This is a genomic window from Qaidamihabitans albus (genome assembly GCF_016464705.1).
Classification (GTDB): Bacteria; Actinomycetota; Actinomycetes; order Mycobacteriales; family Pseudonocardiaceae; genus Qaidamihabitans; species Qaidamihabitans albus.
In genome coordinates, this window is record NZ_JAEHOB010000002.1 from 14,587 (window position 1) to 32,423 (window position 17,837).

Annotated in this window: 20 protein-coding genes; 10 read left to right on the forward strand and 10 right to left on the reverse strand. The window is 71.4% G+C overall.

The window, feature by feature from the left end:
* Nucleotides 1–7 precede the first annotated feature (7 nt).
* Both JAP66_RS03280 and JAP66_RS03285 read right to left on the reverse strand, forming a co-directional pair.
* A complete protein-coding gene (locus JAP66_RS03280) occupies nucleotides 8–454 on the reverse strand; it encodes a nuclear transport factor 2 family protein (RefSeq protein WP_199430069.1) in 447 nt (148 codons plus the stop codon).
* Nucleotides 451–1,335, reverse strand: coding sequence for a TIGR03619 family F420-dependent LLM class oxidoreductase (locus tag JAP66_RS03285; RefSeq protein WP_199430070.1), 885 nt, complete (start codon nucleotides 1,333–1,335; stop codon nucleotides 451–453). Before JAP66_RS03285 ends, JAP66_RS03280 begins: the two co-directional genes overlap by 4 nt.
* A 617-nt stretch (nucleotides 1,336–1,952) precedes the next feature.
* Between JAP66_RS03285 and JAP66_RS31955 the strand changes: the two genes are divergently transcribed.
* Both JAP66_RS31955 and JAP66_RS03295 read left to right on the forward strand, forming a co-directional pair.
* Nucleotides 1,953–2,447, forward strand: a complete 495-nt coding sequence (locus tag JAP66_RS31955) for a C40 family peptidase (RefSeq protein WP_372448940.1) — start codon at nucleotides 1,953–1,955, stop codon at nucleotides 2,445–2,447.
* 93 nt (nucleotides 2,448–2,540) lie between these two features.
* On the forward strand, nucleotides 2,541–3,305 hold the full coding sequence (locus tag JAP66_RS03295; RefSeq protein ID WP_199430071.1) for a hypothetical protein: 765 nt from the start codon (nucleotides 2,541–2,543) through the stop codon (nucleotides 3,303–3,305).
* A gap of 49 nt (nucleotides 3,306–3,354) precedes the next feature.
* Here JAP66_RS03295 and JAP66_RS03300 read toward each other — a convergent pair whose 3' ends face one another.
* Together JAP66_RS03300 and JAP66_RS03305 are read right to left on the reverse strand one after the other, a co-directional pair.
* Nucleotides 3,355–4,173, reverse strand: a complete 819-nt coding sequence (locus tag JAP66_RS03300; protein ID WP_199430072.1) for an Fpg/Nei family DNA glycosylase — start codon at nucleotides 4,171–4,173, stop codon at nucleotides 3,355–3,357.
* A 5-nt stretch (nucleotides 4,174–4,178) separates the two neighbouring features.
* The gene (locus JAP66_RS03305; RefSeq protein WP_199430073.1) at nucleotides 4,179–4,652 is read right to left on the reverse strand and encodes a ribose-5-phosphate isomerase; all 474 of its coding nucleotides are present in this window, start codon (nucleotides 4,650–4,652) and stop codon (nucleotides 4,179–4,181) included.
* Between the two features lie 60 nt (nucleotides 4,653–4,712).
* Here JAP66_RS03305 and JAP66_RS03310 point away from each other — a divergent pair, with 60 nt between their 5' ends.
* Complete coding sequence (locus tag JAP66_RS03310) at nucleotides 4,713–5,486, forward strand: 2-phosphosulfolactate phosphatase (RefSeq protein WP_199430074.1); 774 nt, start codon at nucleotides 4,713–4,715, stop codon at nucleotides 5,484–5,486.
* A gap of 88 nt (nucleotides 5,487–5,574) precedes the next feature.
* Nucleotides 5,575–6,399: an MBL fold metallo-hydrolase gene (locus tag JAP66_RS03315; RefSeq protein WP_199430075.1), complete on the forward strand. Its 825-nt coding sequence runs from the start codon at nucleotides 5,575–5,577 to the stop codon at nucleotides 6,397–6,399.
* 33 nt (nucleotides 6,400–6,432) lie between these two features.
* Here JAP66_RS03315 and JAP66_RS03320 read toward each other — a convergent pair whose 3' ends face one another.
* Entirely contained in the window at nucleotides 6,433–7,056 is a 624-nt protein-coding gene (locus tag JAP66_RS03320) for a mycothiol-dependent nitroreductase Rv2466c family protein (RefSeq protein WP_199430076.1), read from the reverse strand.
* 176 nt (nucleotides 7,057–7,232) lie between these two features.
* Between JAP66_RS03320 and pepN the strand changes: the two genes are divergently transcribed.
* Entirely contained in the window at nucleotides 7,233–9,797 is a 2,565-nt protein-coding gene (gene pepN / locus JAP66_RS03325) for an aminopeptidase N (protein WP_199430077.1), read from the forward strand.
* A 71-nt stretch (nucleotides 9,798–9,868) separates the two neighbouring features.
* Here pepN and JAP66_RS03330 read toward each other — a convergent pair whose 3' ends face one another.
* Nucleotides 9,869–10,366, reverse strand: coding sequence for a DUF5130 family protein (locus tag JAP66_RS03330; protein ID WP_199430078.1), 498 nt, complete (start codon nucleotides 10,364–10,366; stop codon nucleotides 9,869–9,871).
* Nucleotides 10,353–10,595, reverse strand: coding sequence for an aa3-type cytochrome oxidase subunit CtaJ (gene ctaJ / locus JAP66_RS03335; protein ID WP_199430079.1), 243 nt, complete (start codon nucleotides 10,593–10,595; stop codon nucleotides 10,353–10,355). Before ctaJ ends, JAP66_RS03330 begins: the two co-directional genes overlap by 14 nt.
* 281 nt (nucleotides 10,596–10,876) lie before the next feature.
* Here ctaJ and JAP66_RS03340 point away from each other — a divergent pair, with 281 nt between their 5' ends.
* Nucleotides 10,877–11,212 carry a hypothetical protein gene (locus JAP66_RS03340; RefSeq protein ID WP_199430080.1) on the forward strand — a complete coding sequence of 112 codons (336 nt, stop codon included), beginning with the start codon at nucleotides 10,877–10,879 and terminating at the stop codon, nucleotides 11,210–11,212.
* A 63-nt stretch (nucleotides 11,213–11,275) separates the two neighbouring features.
* Here JAP66_RS03340 and JAP66_RS03345 read toward each other — a convergent pair whose 3' ends face one another.
* Nucleotides 11,276–11,773 carry an HNH endonuclease gene (locus JAP66_RS03345; RefSeq protein ID WP_307849454.1) on the reverse strand — a complete coding sequence of 166 codons (498 nt, stop codon included), beginning with the start codon at nucleotides 11,771–11,773 and terminating at the stop codon, nucleotides 11,276–11,278.
* A gap of 448 nt (nucleotides 11,774–12,221) precedes the next feature.
* Here JAP66_RS03345 and JAP66_RS03350 point away from each other — a divergent pair, with 448 nt between their 5' ends.
* From JAP66_RS03350 to JAP66_RS03360, 3 genes are read left to right on the forward strand one after another with little or no spacing between them, the layout of a single operon-like run.
* Nucleotides 12,222–13,208, forward strand: coding sequence for a mechanosensitive ion channel family protein (locus tag JAP66_RS03350; RefSeq protein WP_199430081.1), 987 nt, complete (start codon nucleotides 12,222–12,224; stop codon nucleotides 13,206–13,208).
* A 47-nt stretch (nucleotides 13,209–13,255) separates the two neighbouring features.
* Nucleotides 13,256–13,657 (forward strand): globin, encoded by a 402-nt coding sequence (locus JAP66_RS03355; RefSeq protein ID WP_199430582.1) that lies wholly within the window; start codon nucleotides 13,256–13,258, stop codon nucleotides 13,655–13,657.
* A gap of 7 nt (nucleotides 13,658–13,664) precedes the next feature.
* A complete protein-coding gene (locus tag JAP66_RS03360) occupies nucleotides 13,665–15,221 on the forward strand; it encodes an alpha-amylase family glycosyl hydrolase (RefSeq protein ID WP_199430583.1) in 1,557 nt (518 codons plus the stop codon).
* Here the strand turns inward: JAP66_RS03360 and JAP66_RS03365 are convergent.
* A complete protein-coding gene (locus JAP66_RS03365; RefSeq protein ID WP_199430082.1) occupies nucleotides 15,187–16,611 on the reverse strand; it encodes an LVIVD repeat-containing protein in 1,425 nt (474 codons plus the stop codon). The two genes, JAP66_RS03360 and JAP66_RS03365, sit on opposite strands and share 35 nt — an antisense overlap.
* A gap of 140 nt (nucleotides 16,612–16,751) precedes the next feature.
* On the opposite strand from JAP66_RS03365, the gene JAP66_RS03370 reads away from it, so the two are divergent.
* The gene (locus JAP66_RS03370) at nucleotides 16,752–17,405 is read left to right on the forward strand and encodes a DUF305 domain-containing protein (RefSeq protein WP_199430083.1); all 654 of its coding nucleotides are present in this window, start codon (nucleotides 16,752–16,754) and stop codon (nucleotides 17,403–17,405) included.
* Nucleotides 17,406–17,489: 84 nt separating this feature from the next.
* Here the strand turns inward: JAP66_RS03370 and JAP66_RS03375 are convergent, their stop codons facing one another.
* Nucleotides 17,490–17,810 carry a hypothetical protein gene (locus JAP66_RS03375; RefSeq protein ID WP_235998739.1) on the reverse strand — a complete coding sequence of 107 codons (321 nt, stop codon included), beginning with the start codon at nucleotides 17,808–17,810 and terminating at the stop codon, nucleotides 17,490–17,492.
* Nucleotides 17,811–17,837 lie beyond the last annotated feature (27 nt).

Here is a 17,837-nt window from a genome sequence, read left to right on the forward strand (position 1 = left end):
GCTCGCGTCAGGACCGCACCTGCCGGGCCGTGGCCATGGCACGTTCCGTCTCCCAGAACGCGCGCATCGAGGCGATCAGCCCGTCGCCGTCCACCTTGTAGACGAACACCCCGTCGGTGTCGACCCGGTAGTCACCCGGCAGGTAGGTCGTGATCGTGCCGACGTTGGCCACCTCGTCCCCCGCCGCGTGCGAGTCGCGGATCACGAACTCGAACCGCAGCACCTTGGCGATGGCCGCCTCCCAGAAGGCCGCGATCTGCTCGTGCCCGCGGTGACCCTTGCCCTCCTGGTCGAACATCGACGGCCCCACCGGATCCTCGATCACGCCCTCGGGGTGGAACAGCGCGAGCCAGGCGTCCTTGTCACCGCGTACGGCGGCGTTCATCGACCGCCACGCGGCCACCCTCGCGGGCGGCTGCTCGGCCGCCGGATCCCAGCACACGGTGACACTCACGCCGGCACCTCCTGGATCTTGCCGATGATCTCGTCGGCGAACTTCCTGATCGAGTCCTTCTTCTCACCGATGGCCGCATCGAAGCCGAGGCCGTCGAACACCCAGGGCACCGTGATGACGTCGGTGACACCGATGTCGGCCTGCTGCCGGTAGCCGTCGACACCGAAACGGTCGACGCACACGGCCTGGATCTCGAACGGCTCACCGGCGCGGCCTGCCTCCGCGCGCAGCGCGCGCAGCTGCTCGATGGTGTCGCGCAGGTCGTCGAACTTCATCATCGCCGACGCCCAGCCGTCCCCGGCGCGCGCGGCCCGGCGCAGCGCCGCGTCGGTGTGCCCGCCGATGTAGAACGGCACCCGCCGCCGCGGGGCCGGGCTCATCCGCAACCTGCCGAAGTCGAAGAACCGGCCGTGGTACTCGACCATCCCACCGTCGAGGATCAGCCTCAGCACCTCGATCGCCTCGTCGACACGTCTTCCCCGGCCCGCGTAGGGCACCCCGCACCACTCGAACTCCTCGGGCGACCAGCCCACTCCCAACCCGAGCCCGAAGCGGTCACCGGTGAGGTTGGCGACCGAGCCGACCTGGCGCGCGAGCAGCACCGGGTTGCGGGAGCCGAGCTTGAGCACGGAGGTGTAGAAGCGGATCCGGCTGGTCGCGGCGCCCATCGCGGCGGCGGCGATCAGCGGGTCGACCCACGGCGTCTCCTCGTCCCAGAACCGGCTGCCATCGGGTGTGTACGGATAGCGCGCCGACACGTCCTCGGAGTAGAAGAGCGAGTCGGGCAGCGCCACGGCGTCGAACCCGCACTCCTCCGCGGTCGCGGCGAGCTCGGTGAGCTGGTCGAGCGGGCTCAGGGCCACCGACAAGGTGAACTTCATGCGACCGAACTATAACGTGTTCTAGTTTTCCCCGCCAGCCCTGCCGGCGGGAGCAAGCGCCGAAACGATCAGTGATCGACGACACGCCCGGCGAATGATCTGGATCACCGCGTTACATCCGTGTTCTCCAGGTGGGCCGAAGTTGGTTTCCCAGCTGATCGCCGGTGCCCGGCCAAACATTTTCCTGAGAACTGTCTGACAGGTCACTGCCAGCGGGAACACGGTCGTCGCGGAGCTCGGGCGCGCTGTGTTTAACGTTTTCCGCCGGCGCGGGCACGAAGTTCGCGCCGGTAGTCGGGGGACACATTCGCGGAACCGAGCGAACCAGGAGGAAACGCGTGCCCACGACACCGTGGTCCCGGCCGGCGACGCGCCGGCTCCGCCCCCTCACCGGCATCACCACCGTCGGCGCCGTCACCGCCGGAGCTCTGCTGGGCATGTCCGGCACCGGCGCGGCAGTGCTGCCCGCCGAGCAGACCGTCGAGGACGTGCCCGCGTCGGTCACGGCGGGCAGCGAGGTCACGTTCACCGGGACGCTCTCCGGTACCGGCGACCGGCCGCTCGCCGGCCAGCAGGTGGACCTGCAGTGGCGGGCAGGGCCCGGCCAGCCGTGGTCGGTGTCGGCGAGCGACACCACCGACGCGGAGGGAGTCGCCGCGATCCCGGCGACGGTCGACCGGGACGCGCAGTGGCGGCTGCGCTTCGCCGGTGACCAGGTGCACGACCCGGCACGGTCGCGCGTGCAGACCATCGACTCCCGCGAGCCGATCGGGCAGCGCATCGTCGACACCGCCGCCGCCCAGGCCGGGAAGCCGTACTCCTACGGTGCGGACGGGCCGGGCAGCTTCGACTGCTCCGGCCTGACGCAGTACGTGCACCGCCAGGTGGGCATCGAGCTGCCGCGGACGTCGAGCGACCAGCGCGCCGCCGTGCCGACGATCGCCAAGAGCGACATGCGACCGGGCGACCTGGTGTTCTTCGACGACGGCGGCGTCTACCACGTCGGCATCTTCGCCGGCGACGACCGGATCTGGGCCGCGCCGGAACCCGGCGACAGCGTCCGGCTCCAGGACATCTGGACCGAGACCTACACCGTCGGCCGGGCCTGGTGACCCTGCTGAGCAGGAGTTGATCGTCGGCCGGGAACCCCTGGGATACTGTTCCCGTTGTCCGGTTCAACGAACCCAACAACCGGGGAGTGACCCATGGGTACCGCGATCATCCTGGTCGTGCTGCTGGTCGTCATCGTCGGCGGCGGGCTCTACCTGGTCCAGTCTCGGGCGGAGGCCAAACGGCGCCGCATCGAGGACGCCAAGGCCGACGCCCGCCGCTGGCTGGAACGGCTCGGCGGCCAGGTGCTGAACCTGACCGGCACGGACACCGCATCGCAGCAGGCGATGGCCGACGCCTCGGAGCGCTACACCGCCGCCGGCTCGCAGATGGAGCAGGCGGAGACCGCCGAGCAGGCGAGGCTGGTGAAGGAGACCGCGCTCGAAGGGCTGTACTACGTCCGGGCCGCGCGGATCGCGATGGGCATGGACCCCGGCCCGGAGCTGCCCGAGAGTCTCGAGCGTGAGCGTGCGGGCAAGGTCACCGAGCACCGCGCGGTGGACGTCGGGGGCCACACCTACGAGGCCTCGCCCGAACCCGGGCAGAACACGCCGCACTACCACCCGGGTGGCCGCGTGGCCGGCCGGCCGGTGCCGCAGGGCTGGTACAGCGAGCCGTGGTGGCGGCCCGCGCTCGTGGCCGGCGCGTGGGGCATGGGGTCGATGCTGCTGTTCAGCGCGATGTTCTCCGGCATGGCGGGCATTCCCAGCGCGGCGGCCTGGGAGTCGGGCTACGACGCGGGCCAGGAGGACGCGATGGAGTCCGGTGACGCGGGCGGCGCGGAGGACGGCGGCGGCATGGAAGACGGCGGCGGCGACCTCGGCGGCGACTTCGGCGGAGGCTTCGACATCGGCTTCTGAGCACTCCGCGGTCGTGAGTGCGTAACACTGTTCTAACTCGTGTGCGCACTCACGAGGGGTGGGCGGGTTGGCAGGTCGGGCACCAGTACAGCTTCCGGCCCGCCAGCTCCTCGTGCGCCACCGGCGTTCCGCACACCAGGCACGGCTGCCCCGCCCGCCGGTAGACGTATACCTCACCGCCGTGGCGGTCCTGCCTCGGCGCACGCCCGGTCACCTCGGGCAGGTGCTCGTCGGCGACCGTGTCGATCCGCCCGGTGCGCACTCCGGCGCGCATGAGCGCGACCAGGTCCGCCCACATCTCCTTCCAGGTCACCTGGCCCAGCGACCGGCCGGGCAGCGTGGGCACGATCCCGTGCCGGAACAGCACCTCGGCCCGGTAGACGTTGCCGACGCCGGCCAGCACCGACTGGTCCATCAGCAGGACGGCGATCGACGTGCGCGAACGGGAGATCCGCTCCCAGGCCCGTTCCGGTACCGCGTCGCGGCGCAGCGGATCCGGACCCAGCCGCTCCTTGACGGCGTCGGCCTCCTCCTCGCTGAGCAGCTCGCAGCGGGTGGGCCCGCGCAGGTCCGTCCAGTGGGAGGGCCCGGCCAGACGCATCCGCACCTGGCCGACGGGCGCCTCAGCGGGCAGCGCGGCCTCGGTGAACGTGCCGTACAGCCCGAGATGGACGTGCACCGTCCCGTGTGGACTGTAATGGTGGAACAGGTGCTTGCCGTGGGCCTCGGCGGCCACCATCGTGCGCCCGTCCAGCCGCGCCGCCTCGGCGGCGAAGCGGCCCTGCGGGCTGGACACCGCCACCGGCGCCCCGGCGTAGCGCCGCTGGTGCAGGCGGGCGAGCCGGTGCAGCGTGTGTCCCTCGGGCATCGGGCCTAGTCCCGCGGCAGCGGCGGCGGCGTGCCGGTCCGCTCGTAGTCCACGAGCTGCTTCACCCGCCGGACGTGCCGCTCGTCCGACGACGGCGGGGTGGCCAGGAACGCCTCGACGATCTCGGTCGCCTCCTGCGCGGTGTGCATCCGGGCACCGACGCCGATCAGCTGCGCGTGGTTGTGCTCGCGGGTCAGTCTGGCGATCTCCGGGCTCCAGGCCAGCCCGGTCCGCGCACCCGGCACCTTGTTGGCGGCGATCTGCTCGCCGTTGCCCGAGCCGCCGATCACGATGCCCACACTGCCCTCGTCGGCGACCACACGGCGCGCGGTCTCGACGCAGAAGGCCGGGTAGTCGTCAGCCGCGTCGTAGACGTGCGGACCGATATCGGTCACCTCGTGGCCCTGCTCCGCGAGGTGGGCCACGAGGTGGTTCTTCAGCTCGAAGCCGGCATGGTCGGATCCCAGATAGACACGCACGGCAGGTGAGTGTGCCATCCCCGGGACATCCGGCGGCGCCCACCCGGCATGCTGGGCACCATGAACGTCTTCGGGCAGGGCGGGCACGACATCCGGCTCGAGTGGAGCGCGGAGGGCGTCGCCGCGCTGGGCGGTGAATGCCCGGTACTGGTCGTGGTGGACGTGCTGTCGTTCTCCACCACCGTCGATCTGGCACTCGGGCGTGGCGGCCGGGTGCTCCCGCTGCCCTGGGGCGACGCGGACGCGGCCAGGGCGGCGAAACAGGCCGGCGCGCTGCTGCCGGACGAACGGGGCTGGCCATTGCGGCCGTTCTCAGTCCTGACCACACCGCCGGGCACCTTCCTGGCGCTGCCGTCCCCGAACGGCGCGACACTGTGCACGCTGGCGGCCGAGACCGGCGCGCACGTGCTCACCGCGTGCCTGCGCAACGCGCGGGCGGTGGCTGAGGTCGCCAACGCGCTGGCCGGCGGGCGGCCCACCGGCGTGATCCCCGCGGGCGAACGATGGGACACGGGGCTTGCCGCCAGGGACGGCGCGATCGGACCGCTGCGCCCGTGCGTCGAGGACCACCTCGGCGCGGGCGCCGTGGTGGACGCCCTGCTCGGCCTCGGCGTGCAGTGGCCTTCGCCGGAGGCCTCGCTCGCGGCGAGGGCGTTCCGCGCCGCCGGGCCCGATGTGGGCGCGGTCGTCGCGGGCTCGGCGTCCGGCCAGGAACTGCGCGAGGCCGGGCACGGCGGCGACGTCGATCTCGCCATCGCCGTCAACCGCTCCCCCGTCGCCCCGCTGCTCGTCGAGGGCTCCTTCCAGGACGTCACCCACCGCAACCACCCCTGACCGGCCCCGGCGGAGCAGGAGAGCTCTACTCTCGTCCCGCAGTGGCGAAGCTGCCTTGCTCGAACAGGCGGGGGCGGGAGGTGCTGCCGTGAGTGACGGCCGATGGACGGAGCTCGCCGACGGGGTGCTCGTCCGGCGCCATGCCGAGCTCGACCTGTCCGTCGGGCTGGTCGTCGGCGCGGACCACTGCCTGGTGATCGACACGCGCGGCGACGCCGCGCAGGGAGCGGAGCTGGCCGCGGCCGTCCGCGGCGTGACACCGCATCCCTGGACGGTCGTGCTCACGCACGCGCACTTCGACCACGCCTTCGGCACCGCCGCGTTCCTGCCGTGTGCCGTGTGGGCCCACGAGGGCTGCCGCGCCGCCCTCGCCGCGGAAGGCGAGGCTCAGCGCAGCCGCTGGGCGGCCCGCTACCGTGCCGAGGGCAGACCGGCCGTCGCGGAGGCGCTCGCCGCCACCGAGATCGTCCTGCCCGACCACGTCCTGACCGACTCGGCCGAGCTGGCCGTCGGCGGCAGGCGGGTCGTGCTCACCCACCCCGGGCCCGCACACACCGGGCACGACCTCGCGGTGCACGTGCCGGACGCGGGCGTCGTCTTCGCCGGCGACCTGGTCGAGCACGCGCCGGGCGGGTCGTTCACGGCCGAGTCCTTCGGCCCCGACTCGACGCTCGACGGCTGGCCCGGCGCACTCGACGAGCTGCTGGCGCAGGAGCCCCGGATCGTCGTCGCCGGGCACGGCGAGCCGGTCGACGGCGCGTTCGTGGCCGCGCAACGCGAACCGCTCGCGGCACTCGGCGCCCTCCGCGCCGCCGTCCGCGCGGATGAGCTGGGCCTCGCGGACGCACTCGCCCGCTCACCCTTCCCCGAGGACGTGACGCGTGCGGCGCTCGTGAGTGGCTACGCGAGTTAGAACTCGCGTAGCCACTCACGAGGCCCGCGGCTCTCAGTCGAAGTCGAGCTCCCCCGTGCGGGTGCGCTTGAGCTCGAAGAAGTCCTGGTAGCCCGCGAGCAGCCGCGCGCCGTCGAACACCTTCAGCGCGTCCTCTCCGCGCGGGATCGAGCTCAGCACCGGCCCGAAGAACGCGACACCGTCGATGTGGATGGTCGGGGTGCCGACGTCCATGCCCACCGGGTCCATGCCCTCGTGATGGCTCTTGCGGACGGCCTCGTCGTACTCGGTGGAGTTCGCGGCATCGGCAAGCTCGGCCGGCGCCCCGATCTCGGCGAGGGCCTCCTTCAGCACGGCCTGGGTGTCCTTGTTGCCCCGGTTGTGGTGCCGGGTGCCGAACGCGGTGTAGTAGTCGCGCAGCGCCTCCCCGCCGGCCCGCTCGGCCAGGGCGGCCGCCACCCGGACCGGACCCCATGCCGAGGCCAGCAGGTCCTGGTACTCCTGCGACAGGTTGTCCCGGCCCTCGTTCAGCACGGCGAGGCTCATGATCCGGAACTGGAGGTCGAGATCACGCTGCCGCTCCACCTCGAGAATCCAGCGCGACGTGATCCAGGCGAACGGGCACATGGGATCGAAGTAGAAATCGACACGGGTTCTGCCCTGCTGGCCTGCGCTCATGATCTCTCCCTGGTCGGCGTGCGCTCGCGGGTCGGCGTGCGCTCGCGGGTCGGCGAGCCTCCTACCGTCCGCCAACACCGGCGGCCCGCCACATGTTCCCCGTCGGCGCCCGCCACCGGCGCATGATTGGATGCTGAGACAGGACAACGACAACCGCTACCAGCACAGAGGTGCCCGTGCCCGCCCCGAATCTCACGCGCGAACAAGCCAGGCAGCGCGCCGAACTCCTCACCGTGGAGTCCTACGACATCGAGCTCGACCTGACCGACGGCCACGGCCGCCCCGGCGAGCACACGTTCGACTCCCGGACGACCATCCGGTTCACCGCAGCGCAGCCCGGCCGCCGGTCCTGGGCGGACATCGTCGCCGCGGACGTGCGTTCCGCGACGCTCAACGGAACGCCGCTGGACGTGTCCGGCTACGTCGAGGACCACGGTGTGGAACTGCCCGAGCTCGCCGAGTCCAACGAGCTCGTCGTGCACGCGGACTGCCGCTACATGAACACCGGCGAGGGCCTGCACCGGTTCGTCGATCCGGTCGACGACGGCGTGTACCTCTACAGCCAGTTCGAGACCGCGGACGCCAAGCGCATGTTCGCGTGCTTCGACCAGCCCGACCTCAAGGCGACCTACCGGCTCACGGTCACCGCGCCGGCCGACTGGAAGATCATCTCGAACGCGCTCGCCGAGTCGGCCGAACCCACACCGGAGGGCGCGGTCAGGACCGTCTTCGCCACGTCGGAGCGGATCTCCACCTACCTGGTCGCGTTGATCGCCGGCCCGTACCACGAGTGGCGCGACACCTACCGCGACGAGTACCGGACCATCCCGCTGGGCATCTACTGCCGCGCCTCGCTGGCGAAGCACATGGACGCCGAGCGGCTGTTCACCGAGACCAAGCAGGGTTTCGGCTTCTACCACCGCAGCTTCGACACCCCGTACCCGTTCTCGAAGTACGACCAGCTGTTCGTACCGGAGTTCAACGCGGGCGCGATGGAGAACGCGGGCGCGGTGACGTTCCTGGAGGACTACGTCTTCCGCAGCCGCGTCACGCGTTACGCCTACGAGCGGCGCGCGGAGACGCTGCTGCACGAGATGGCGCACATGTGGTTCGGCGACCTCGTCACCATGCGCTGGTGGGACGACCTGTGGCTGAACGAGTCGTTCGCGACGTTCGCCAGCGTGCTCGCACAGGGCGAGGCGACCGAGTACACCAACGCCTGGACCAGCTTCGCCAACATCGAGAAGTCGTGGGCCTACCGGCAGGACCAGCTGCCCTCGACGCACCCCATCGCGGCGGACATGGTGGACCTGCACGCCGTCGAGGTGAACTTCGACGGCATCACCTACGCCAAGGGCGCCAGCGTGCTCAAGCAGCTGGTCGCCTACGTCGGGCTGGGCAACTTCCTGGCCGGCCTGAAGGTGTACTTCAGCAAGCACGCGTGGGACAACGCGACGCTGGCCGACCTGCTCGCCGCGCTCGAAGCAGCGTCGGGCCGCGACCTGTCGTGGTGGAGCGCCCAGTGGCTGGAGACCACCGGCCTGAACTCGCTGCGGCCTCGGTTCGAACTCGACGGCAACGGCGCCTTCGCCTCGTTCGCGGTGCTGCAGGGCGGGGCCCGGCCGGGCGAGGGCGAACTCCGCACGCACCGGGTCGCGGTGGGCGTCTACGACGACGACGGCGCGGGCAAGCTGGTCCGCACCCACCGCGTGGAGCTCGACGTCGACGGCGAGCGTACCGAGGTGCCCGACCTGGTGGGCGTGCCCGCGGGCAAGCTCGTGCTCGTCAACGACGACGACCTGACCTACTGCACGATGCGGCTGGACAACGACTCACTGGTCACCCTGATCGACCGGATCGCCGACATCACCGAACCGCTGCCCCGCACGCTGTGCTGGTCGGCCGCGTGGGAGATGACGCGCGAGGCCGAGCTCAAGGCACGCGACTTCGTGACCCTCGTGCTGCGCGGCATCGGCGCGGAGAGCGAGGTGGGCGTGGTGCAGCGGCTGCTGCTGCAGGCCCAGACGGCGCTGAACTCCTACGCCGAGCAGGACTGGGCGCACCAGCACGGCTGGCCTGCGTTCACCGAGCGGCTGCTCGAACTCGCCCGCTCGGCCGAGGCGGGCTCGGACCACCAGCTCGCGTTCGTCAACTCGCTGACCGGCTCGGTGCTCGACGATGCGACCACGCGCGTGCTGGCAGGCTGGCTCGACGGCTCCGCGCCGTTGCCCGGCCTGACGGTTGACACCGACCTGCGGTGGCGGTTGCTGCACGCGCTGGTCGCCCACGGCAGGGCGGGCGAGGCGGAGATCGATGCGGAGCTGGCGCGCGACGACACCGCCGCCGGGCGCAGGCACGCGGAGCGCTCCAGGGCGCTGCGGCCGACCGCGGAGGCGAAGGCACAGGCGTGGCAGCGGGCCGTCTACGACGACGAGCTGCCGAACGCGGTGAACGAGGCGATCATCCAGGGGTTCTCGCACCCGAAGCAGAAGCACCTGCTCGGCGAGTACGTGGAGAAGTACTTCGCGGTGATCGACGAGGTGTGGAGCCGCCGTTCGAGCGAGCGCGCGCAGCCGACCGTGGTGGGGCTGTACCCGTCGTGGGAGGTCACCCACGAGGCCGTCGCGGCGGCGGACGCGTGGCTGGCCGGTGACCATCCCGCGGCGCTGCGCAGGCTCGTGTCCGAGGGCAGGGCGGGCATCGTGCGCGCCCTCGCCGCCCGTGAGTTCGACCAGAGCTGACGCCCCCGATTGCCATGAACGACCCGTTACTGGCGAAAAATGCCAGTAACGGGTCGTTCATGGCAGAAGCGTCAGCGCTTGGGGGCGGGGCCCGCCTGGTCGGTCATCATGCGCAGGCCGCTGACCAGCCCGCCGACCAGGTCGCCCTCCTTGAAGGAGGCCACCATGCTCATCACGGCGAGCTTGGCGCCCCGATCGGGCAGCCGGCGCATGGCCTCCGCGCCCGTGACGACCTCGACCACCCGCTGGCCCGGCGACACGGCGATGAGCACGGCCCGGTCGGCGAGCTCGCCGAGTGTGTCGTGCAGTGACTCGGCGCCCGCGCGGGTGTCCTCGCCCAGCTCCCCGAGGTAGATGCTGAACTCGAGGCCGGACTCCCGGCTGGCCAGCGTCAGCGCCTCGTCCAGCCGGGCGAGCTGCGCCGTACTGAACGGGCCGGATGGAGCAGGCGGCTCGTACATCTGCGCGACGGACACGCGGCCGCTTGCCGTAACGGCGGCGCCGGGCTGCAGCTCGGTGCCCTCCAGGCCGGTCGACTTGCTCTCCTGGGTGACTTCACCAGTTGCCACGAGCACCTCCTCGGACCTTCGACGGGGCGGCCGTCTCGCCTTCGGCGGTGGCCGGACCACCGACGCCCTCCGGGTTGGCGCTCCACCACATCGGCGGATACTCCCACGGCTGCCCGGGCCGGTACCTCGGCGAGCTCGCCAGCTTCGACCGCAGGGTCGCCAGCGCGCAGACGCCGTAGATCGCGAGCGGGATCGCCGCGTAGACCAGGATCGTCTCGAGGATGTTCACGCGCGCAGGGTATCCGACACCATCCTCACGCACACCAGGCGGCACGCGCGGGCGGACCGTTGGTCGCCGGAGAAACACCGTCCGTCGTTTGCCACGGATCGGCTCCCACGTTGAGCCGAAACCTTCCGCGCGAAAGGTCGCAGTTCAACGTACGGGCGGCGGCACCCGCCGCCGTTGTCTTGTACCCCGGGACGAATGCTCGTACGTTTTTCACCTGTACGGGCCTTGCGCCCGAGCCTCCCCATCCCCAACAGATCACACCGGTCACAGGAGGACACCCCATGCCCACTGCCGTTATCCCCGCCAAGGCGAGTTTCGACACTGTTTCGCCGCTGTTCGACGCGTCCGCGGAGCGCGGAACCAGGGTTACCCGCGGCACACGGGTGACGTCCGGCACTCGGGTGACCATGGGTACGCGCGTCACGCGTGGTACACGGGTCACCGCCGGTACCCGCGTCACGGCAGGCACCCGCGTCACGCGCGGCACCAGGGTCACCCGCGGGACGAGGGTCACGGCAGGCACGCGAGTCACCTGTGGCACGCGCGTCACGCGCGGGACCAGGGTCACCCGCGGCACCCGCGTCACCTGCCGGTCGGAGTACGCACTCGCCGCCTGACCCGGCGGCAAGGCCGGCAGCCGAAGCCGGCCCGTTGACCTCTGGCGCGCTCCCGGCCGCGGCTCACGCGGCCGGGGCGCCGAGGTACTGCTGCCACAACGGGTCCGCCTCGCCGGAGTGCGCGAGCAGCCGCCAGTGCGGCCCGTGCGGCGCCCGTGGCACGACCTTCAGCCGCCAGCCGATCTCGGAGAGCAGCTTGTCCGCCTTGCGGTGGTTACACCTGGCGCAGCAGGCGACACAGTTCTGCCAGGAATGCGCACCGCCACGGCTGCGCGGCACCACATGATCGATGGTCTCGGCGCGGCCCCCGCAGTACGCGCAGCGGAAGCGGTCGCGGTGCATCAGGCCGGCGCGCGTGAGCGGCACCTGCGCCCGGTACGGTACCCGCACATAGGTACTCAGCCGGATGACCGACGGCACCTCCACGGCCGTCGTCGCCGCATGCAGGGTCAGCCCCGCCGGATCCTCGTGGACGATCTCCGCCTTGCCACAGATCAACAGCACGACGGCCCGCCGCAGCGGCAGCGCGGTGAGCGGCTCGAACGTGGCGTTGAGCAGCAACACCCGCCGCTTTCCCCAGGTGAGCGCCGGACCTCCGCCCGATTCGCGAGCCCGGCGCTGGCCGTGCGAGCGGGTGACGCGGCCGCCCCGATTGGGCGGCCCCACGGGCTGCGGTCCACTGGTCGGTCCACCGGCCATTGCCGGTGGGTGCGGTTCACCCGGCCCCGCGCCTCCCACCGGCGGGCACAGCAAGACCTCCGGCGCCTGCCCGGCCGGATGCCGGGAACGGACGCCGTGGGGGACGGGTTGTCGGTCTGGCACTCGACCACCTCCACCGGTGCAGCCCTAAGTCGACCACATTCCGCGCCCGAAACGCACGTGCGTTCAGCGACGTGTCATCTCCAAGTACGGTTGCGGGTGGACTCGATGAGGTCAACATGCCTCACCTGGAGCCGCCACGGGAGCATAAGAGTGTGCGGCATCACATGTGAAAGGAGCTGCGCCCGACGTGTACCAGTTGCTCAGCGAACCGCCCTCCTGCATCGAGGACGCGGGCAGTTGGTGCCAGCAGGTATGGCATCTGACGGGCAACCCCTGGCTGGCGGGCTCGGCGGACTGGCTCGTCGCCAAGCCGCTGCACATCCTGCTGATCGTCGCCATCGCGGTGCTCGCGCGGCTGCTCATCCGCAAACTGATCGACCGGCTGACGACCGCGCCGCTGAACGGGGACAAGCTGCCCGCCCTGCTGCGCCCGCTGCGGGAGCGCGCGCCGGGCGGCCTCGGCCCGGTCGTTCTGGAACGGCGGCGCCAGCGGGCGCAGACGATCGGCTCGGTGCTCAAGTCCATCACCTCGTTCGTGGTGTACGGACTGGCGTTCGTCCTCGTTCTCGGTGAGCTCGGCATCAATCTCGGCCCGATCATCGCCTCGGCTGGCATCGTCGGCGTCGCGCTGGGTTTCGGTGCGCAGAACCTCGTCCGCGACTTCCTGTCCGGCATCTTCATGATGCTCGAGGACCAGTACGGCGTCGGCGACGTCGTCGACGTCGGCGAGGCCGTCGGCACCGTTGAGGCCGTCGGCCTGCGGATCACCACGCTGCGCGACATCAACGGCACCGTCTGGTACGTCCGCAACGGCGAGGTGCTCCGGGTCGGCAACTCCAGCCAGGGCTACGCCGTGGCACTCGTGGACATCCCGCTCAGCTACAACACCGACGTGAGCCGGGCGACCGCCGTGCTCGGGGACGTGGCGGCGACCGCGGCCGAGAGCGATGCGATCGCCCCGGACGTGCTCGAACCGCCCGAGGTGCTCGGCGTGGAGAGCGTGACCCCCGAGGGCATCCAGCTCCGGCTCACCGTCAAGGTCCGGCCCGGCCGCCAGTGGGCGGTGCAGCGCGCCCTGCGCGCGAAGATCATGCCCGCCATCGAGGAGGCCGGTTTCCAGCCGCCGCTCGGCCGGTTCTTCGGCGCTCCGCAGACCGGCGCCAACGGCGGCTGAACCAAAGCCACCGGCGCAACGAAAGGCAGAATGGAGACGTGGCAGACGTGAGCAGCGAACCGCAGGCGAGCGACCCGCGCACCTTCTACGAGGCGGTGGGCGGCGAGCCGACCTTCCGCAAGATCGTCGCGCGGTTCTACGCCGAGGTCGCCGAGGACGAGGTGCTGCGCCCGCTCTACCCGGAGGAGGACCTCGGCCCCGCCGAGGAGCGCCTCCGGCTGTTCCTGATGCAGTACTGGGGCGGCCCGCACACCTACTCCGACCAGCGTGGTCACCCGCGGCTGCGGATGCGGCACGCCCCGTTCAAGGTCGGCCCCATCGAGCGCGACGCGTGGCTGCGTGCGATGCGGATCGCGGTCGACGAGTCGGGCATCGAGGAGCCCTACCGCCAGGAGTTGTGGAACTACCTGGAGATGGCGGCGAACTCGATGATGAACAGCTGGGTGTGACCTGGTGGTGCGGCGAGCCATCGGGAAGAGGCGCCCCGAGCCGGCCGCTCGCGGCTGGTGGCAGGGCGCGGTGTTCTACCGCGTGCACGTGCGCTCCTTCGCCGACTCCGACGGTGACGGGGTCGGTGACCTGGAAGGGATCCGCGGCCGGCTCGGCTACCTGGAGCTGCTCGGGGTGGACGCGCTCTCGCTGACGCCGTTCTACCTCTCCCCCGCGGTCGCCGACGGCTACGACGTGGCCGGCCCGCGCGCGGTGGACCCAGTGCTCGGCAACCTCGAACGGTTCGACGAGCTGGTCGCCGACGTGCACGCCTCCGGTATCCGGCTGCTGCTGGACCTCGTGCCCAACCACACCAGCGACCGGCACACGTGGTTCACCGCCGCCCTGGCCGCCCCGCCGGGCAGCTCTGAGCGCGAGCGCTACCACTTCCACGACGGCACGGGGCCGGGCGGTGAGCTGCCCCCGAACAACTGGATCGGCACGGACGGCGCGCCCGCCTGGACCCGGCTGCCCGACGGCCAGTGGTATCTGCACCTGTTCGGGCCCGGGCAGCCGGACCTGAACTGGACCAACGCCGAGGTTCACGCCGACCTCGAGCGCACGCTGCGGTTCTGGCTCGACCGCGGCGTCGACGGCTTCCGGATCTGCGCGGCGCAGGGCATGGCGAAGCCGGCCGGCCTTCCCGACATGGCCGCGCGGGCGGCGGGCACGCCACTCGCCGGACCCGATGACCCGCGGTTCGACAACGACGGCGTGCACGAGATCCACCAGATGATCCGGAAGGTGCTCGCCGAGTATCCGGACACCGTCGCGGTCGGCGAGATCAGGGCGCGCGACGAGCAGCGCTTCGCCCGGTACCTGCGCCGCGACGAGCTGCACCTCGGCCTCGACCTGCGGCTCGGGCAGACCCGCTTCGACGCCGACGCGCTGCAGGCCGCCATCGAGCGCTCGCTCGCCCTCGCCTCGTCCGCGGGTGCGCCCGCCACGTGGGCACCGGCGGGACACGCCGGGGTACGGCAGGTCACCCGCTTCGGAGGCGGCGCCGACGGGCGCGACCGGGCACGCGCGATGGCGCTGGTGGAACTGGCCCTGCCCGGCGCGATCTGGCTGCAGAACGGTGAGGAGCTGGGACTCGACGACGCCGGGCTCGGTGAGGGCACCCGCGCACCGATCCCGTGGGAAGGCCCCGAGCCGCCGTTCGGCTTCTCCGGTGCCACGGCCGGCGTCACCGTCCCCCGCGAGTGGGCCGCACTCACCGTGGAGGCGCAGCTGGAGGACTCCTCGTCGACGCTCTCGCTCTACCGTCGTGCCCTGGACCTGCGCCGGGAGCGCACGGCGTTCGACGGTGACGAGATCGAGTGGTACGGCGCGCCGCCCGGCTGCTTCGCCTTCCGCCGGCATCCGGGCGGGCTGGTGTGCGCGCTGAACACGTCGGCGGCGCCGGTGCCGCTGCCGCCCGGCGAGGTGCTGTTGTCCAGCGCCCCGCTGGTGGACGGCAAGCTGGCTGCCGGCGCCGCCGCGTGGTTGGTCAGCGGCCGTAGTGCGGCTGCGTCTGGGCGTTGAACTCGTCGTAGCGGACCCGCTTAGCCGGTGCCGTGCGCCAGTCGTGGATCGCCAGCACGTCGAGGCCCTTCTGGATGTCGGACGAGTAGATGTAGCCGTTGTAGTAGTAGGCCGACCACGTGCCGCCGACGACGCGCTCGGTGTCGGACAGCGGGCCCCGCTCCCAGTACCCGATCTCCTTCGGGTTGGCCGAGTCGGTGAAGTCCCACACCGAGACGCCGCCCTGGTACCACGACTGCACCATGATGTCGCGGCCCTTGACCGGGATCAGCGATCCGTTGTGCGCCACACAGTTCTCGGTCTCGGCCTGGTGCCGCGGGATCTTGTAGTAGGAGCGGAACTCGAGCGTGCGGCCGTCGCCGCGGCCGGCGATGTCGTAGATGCCGTCCGCTCCGCGGTTCGGCCCGAACTCCGCGTTGCAGGTCGGGAGCCCGCCGCCGCCCAGCTCGTCGGTGAAGATCACCTTCGTGCCGGCGTTGTTGAAGGTGGCGCTGTGCCAGAACGCGAAGTTGACGTTGTCCTGCACCCGCTCGATCACGCGCGGGTTGAGCTTGTCCGCGATGTCGATCAGCACGCCGTCGCCCATGCACGCACCCGCCATCAGGTTCTTGCTCGGGTAGGCCGTCAGGTCATGGCAGCCGGTGGTCGGCGAGCGCCGGGTGCCGTCCGGGTTCGTACCACCTTCGTTACCGCCGTCGGGGAAGAGCACGGGGGTCGCGATCAGCTCTGCGGCCTCCGGGTTCTTGACCGGCACCTCGACGATCGAGATCTTGTCGTGCGGCGGCTGGCAGTTCGGCAGGTCGGGCGCGGGCGAGTACGACGACACGTAGAGCAGCACCGAGCCGCGCTTGCGGTCCGGCACCATCGTGTGCGTATGCGAACCGCAGTCCGTGCGCACGGCCGCGACGTACTCCGGTGCGGCGAAGTCGCTGATGTCGAAGACCTTGATGCCCTCCCACGACGCCGGGTTCGAGGCGGGCATCGGCTCGCTGGTGCACGAGTCGTTGCTGCGCGCGTAGTCGGTGGAGAGGAACAGCAGATCACCGGAGACGGAGACGTCGTTCTGGCCGCCGGGGCACAGCACCTGGCTGACGATTCGCGGCTTGTGCGGTTTACGCACGTCGTAGATCGTGAAGCCGTCGTAGTTGCCGACGATCGCGTGCCCCTTCGTGAAGGCGATGTCGGTGCCGAACGCACTCTGCTTGTCGAACGGCGCCTGCTTCGGCAGGTTGGCGACCTGCCGCATGTTGGCGCTGCGCGCGATCTCGTCGACACCCGGCGTCTCGCCCTGGGCGGCGGCCGGGGCGGCGGCGAGGCCGCTGGCGGTCAGGGCGGCGACGGCCGCGACGACAAGGCCGCTCCACCGCCGGGTAGATCGAGACTTCTTCACCGTGTGGTCTCCTCTCGCCCAACTTTGCTGGCCGATTGTCCCCCGTCACGTACGCGTCAGATAGCGACGAATGGAGGGTTTTCCGGTGAACCTGCCCGTGCCGATTGACTTCCGGGCAGCACAGGCTGTTCGCTGGCGCGATGGGATCCGGGGTGGGCCGCGCGCGGCTGGCGGCGGCAGGTGTGGTGGCGGTGTTCGTGCTGGCCGGCTGTGTGAGCGACCCTGAGCCGCCGGAGGACGCAGCCGCCGAGGTGATCGTGCCGGGCCGCCCCGGTGAGTCCGCGAGCGCCGCTGCGCCCCAGGGCGCGGACACGGTGGCCCCGAACGAGGCCGACGTGCGGTACATGACGATGATGATCCCGCACCACCGGCAGGCCATCACGATGACCGACCTGGTGGCTGACCGGGCGAGTGATCGGCAGGTCCGCGCCATCGCGGGCAGGATCGCGGCGGCACAGGACGCGGAGATCACGGCCATGACGGACTGGCTCGCCGGGCACGGTCACGGGCAACACACGGAGCACGGTGGCGATGGTGAGCACGGTGCACACGGCGACGACCTCATGCCCGGCATGGCGACCCCGGAGCAGATCGACGCCCTGCGCGCCGCCGGCGGGGCGGAGTTCGACCGCCTGTTCCTGCAGCTCATGATCACCCACCACGAGGGCGCCCTGACGATGGCCGAGGACGAGCTGGCGCACGGCATCGAGCCGCGCGCGCTGGAGATGGCCCAGGACGTGCTCGCCGGCCAGGCCGCCGAGATCGAGCGGATGCGCAACCTCCTCGGCCGGTGACCGCACTCCCGCGCCACCACCCGCCAGGCGCGGGCACAGGCCGCTTCACCACCGCCGGACGAGAACAGGGCCTCCTTGCTCGTACTAGGTGGCTCCGCCCACGCCGGGATCGGGCGCGAGCGGGGCATCGGTGTCGCCGGTACTCTCCGTGCCCTCCGTGACCTCGGTGCCCTCGGTGGCGAGCCAGCCCACGAGGGTGGCCGCCTGCACGTACGGCGCCGCCTGACCGGCCGCTCTGGCGGCCGCCCTGGTACGCCGCCACCGCTCGGGCTCCGCGGGCCCGGGATCACCGGCCGCCGCCGCGGGCCGCTCGGTGCGCCACGGCGTCTCCTCCGGGCGCACGCTCGCGAGGAAGTCCGCGGTGGGGTCACTATCGGCGTCGCCGGAGCGCTCGTCTTCGCTCATCTCCCTACGATGCCCGCGATCGCCGGC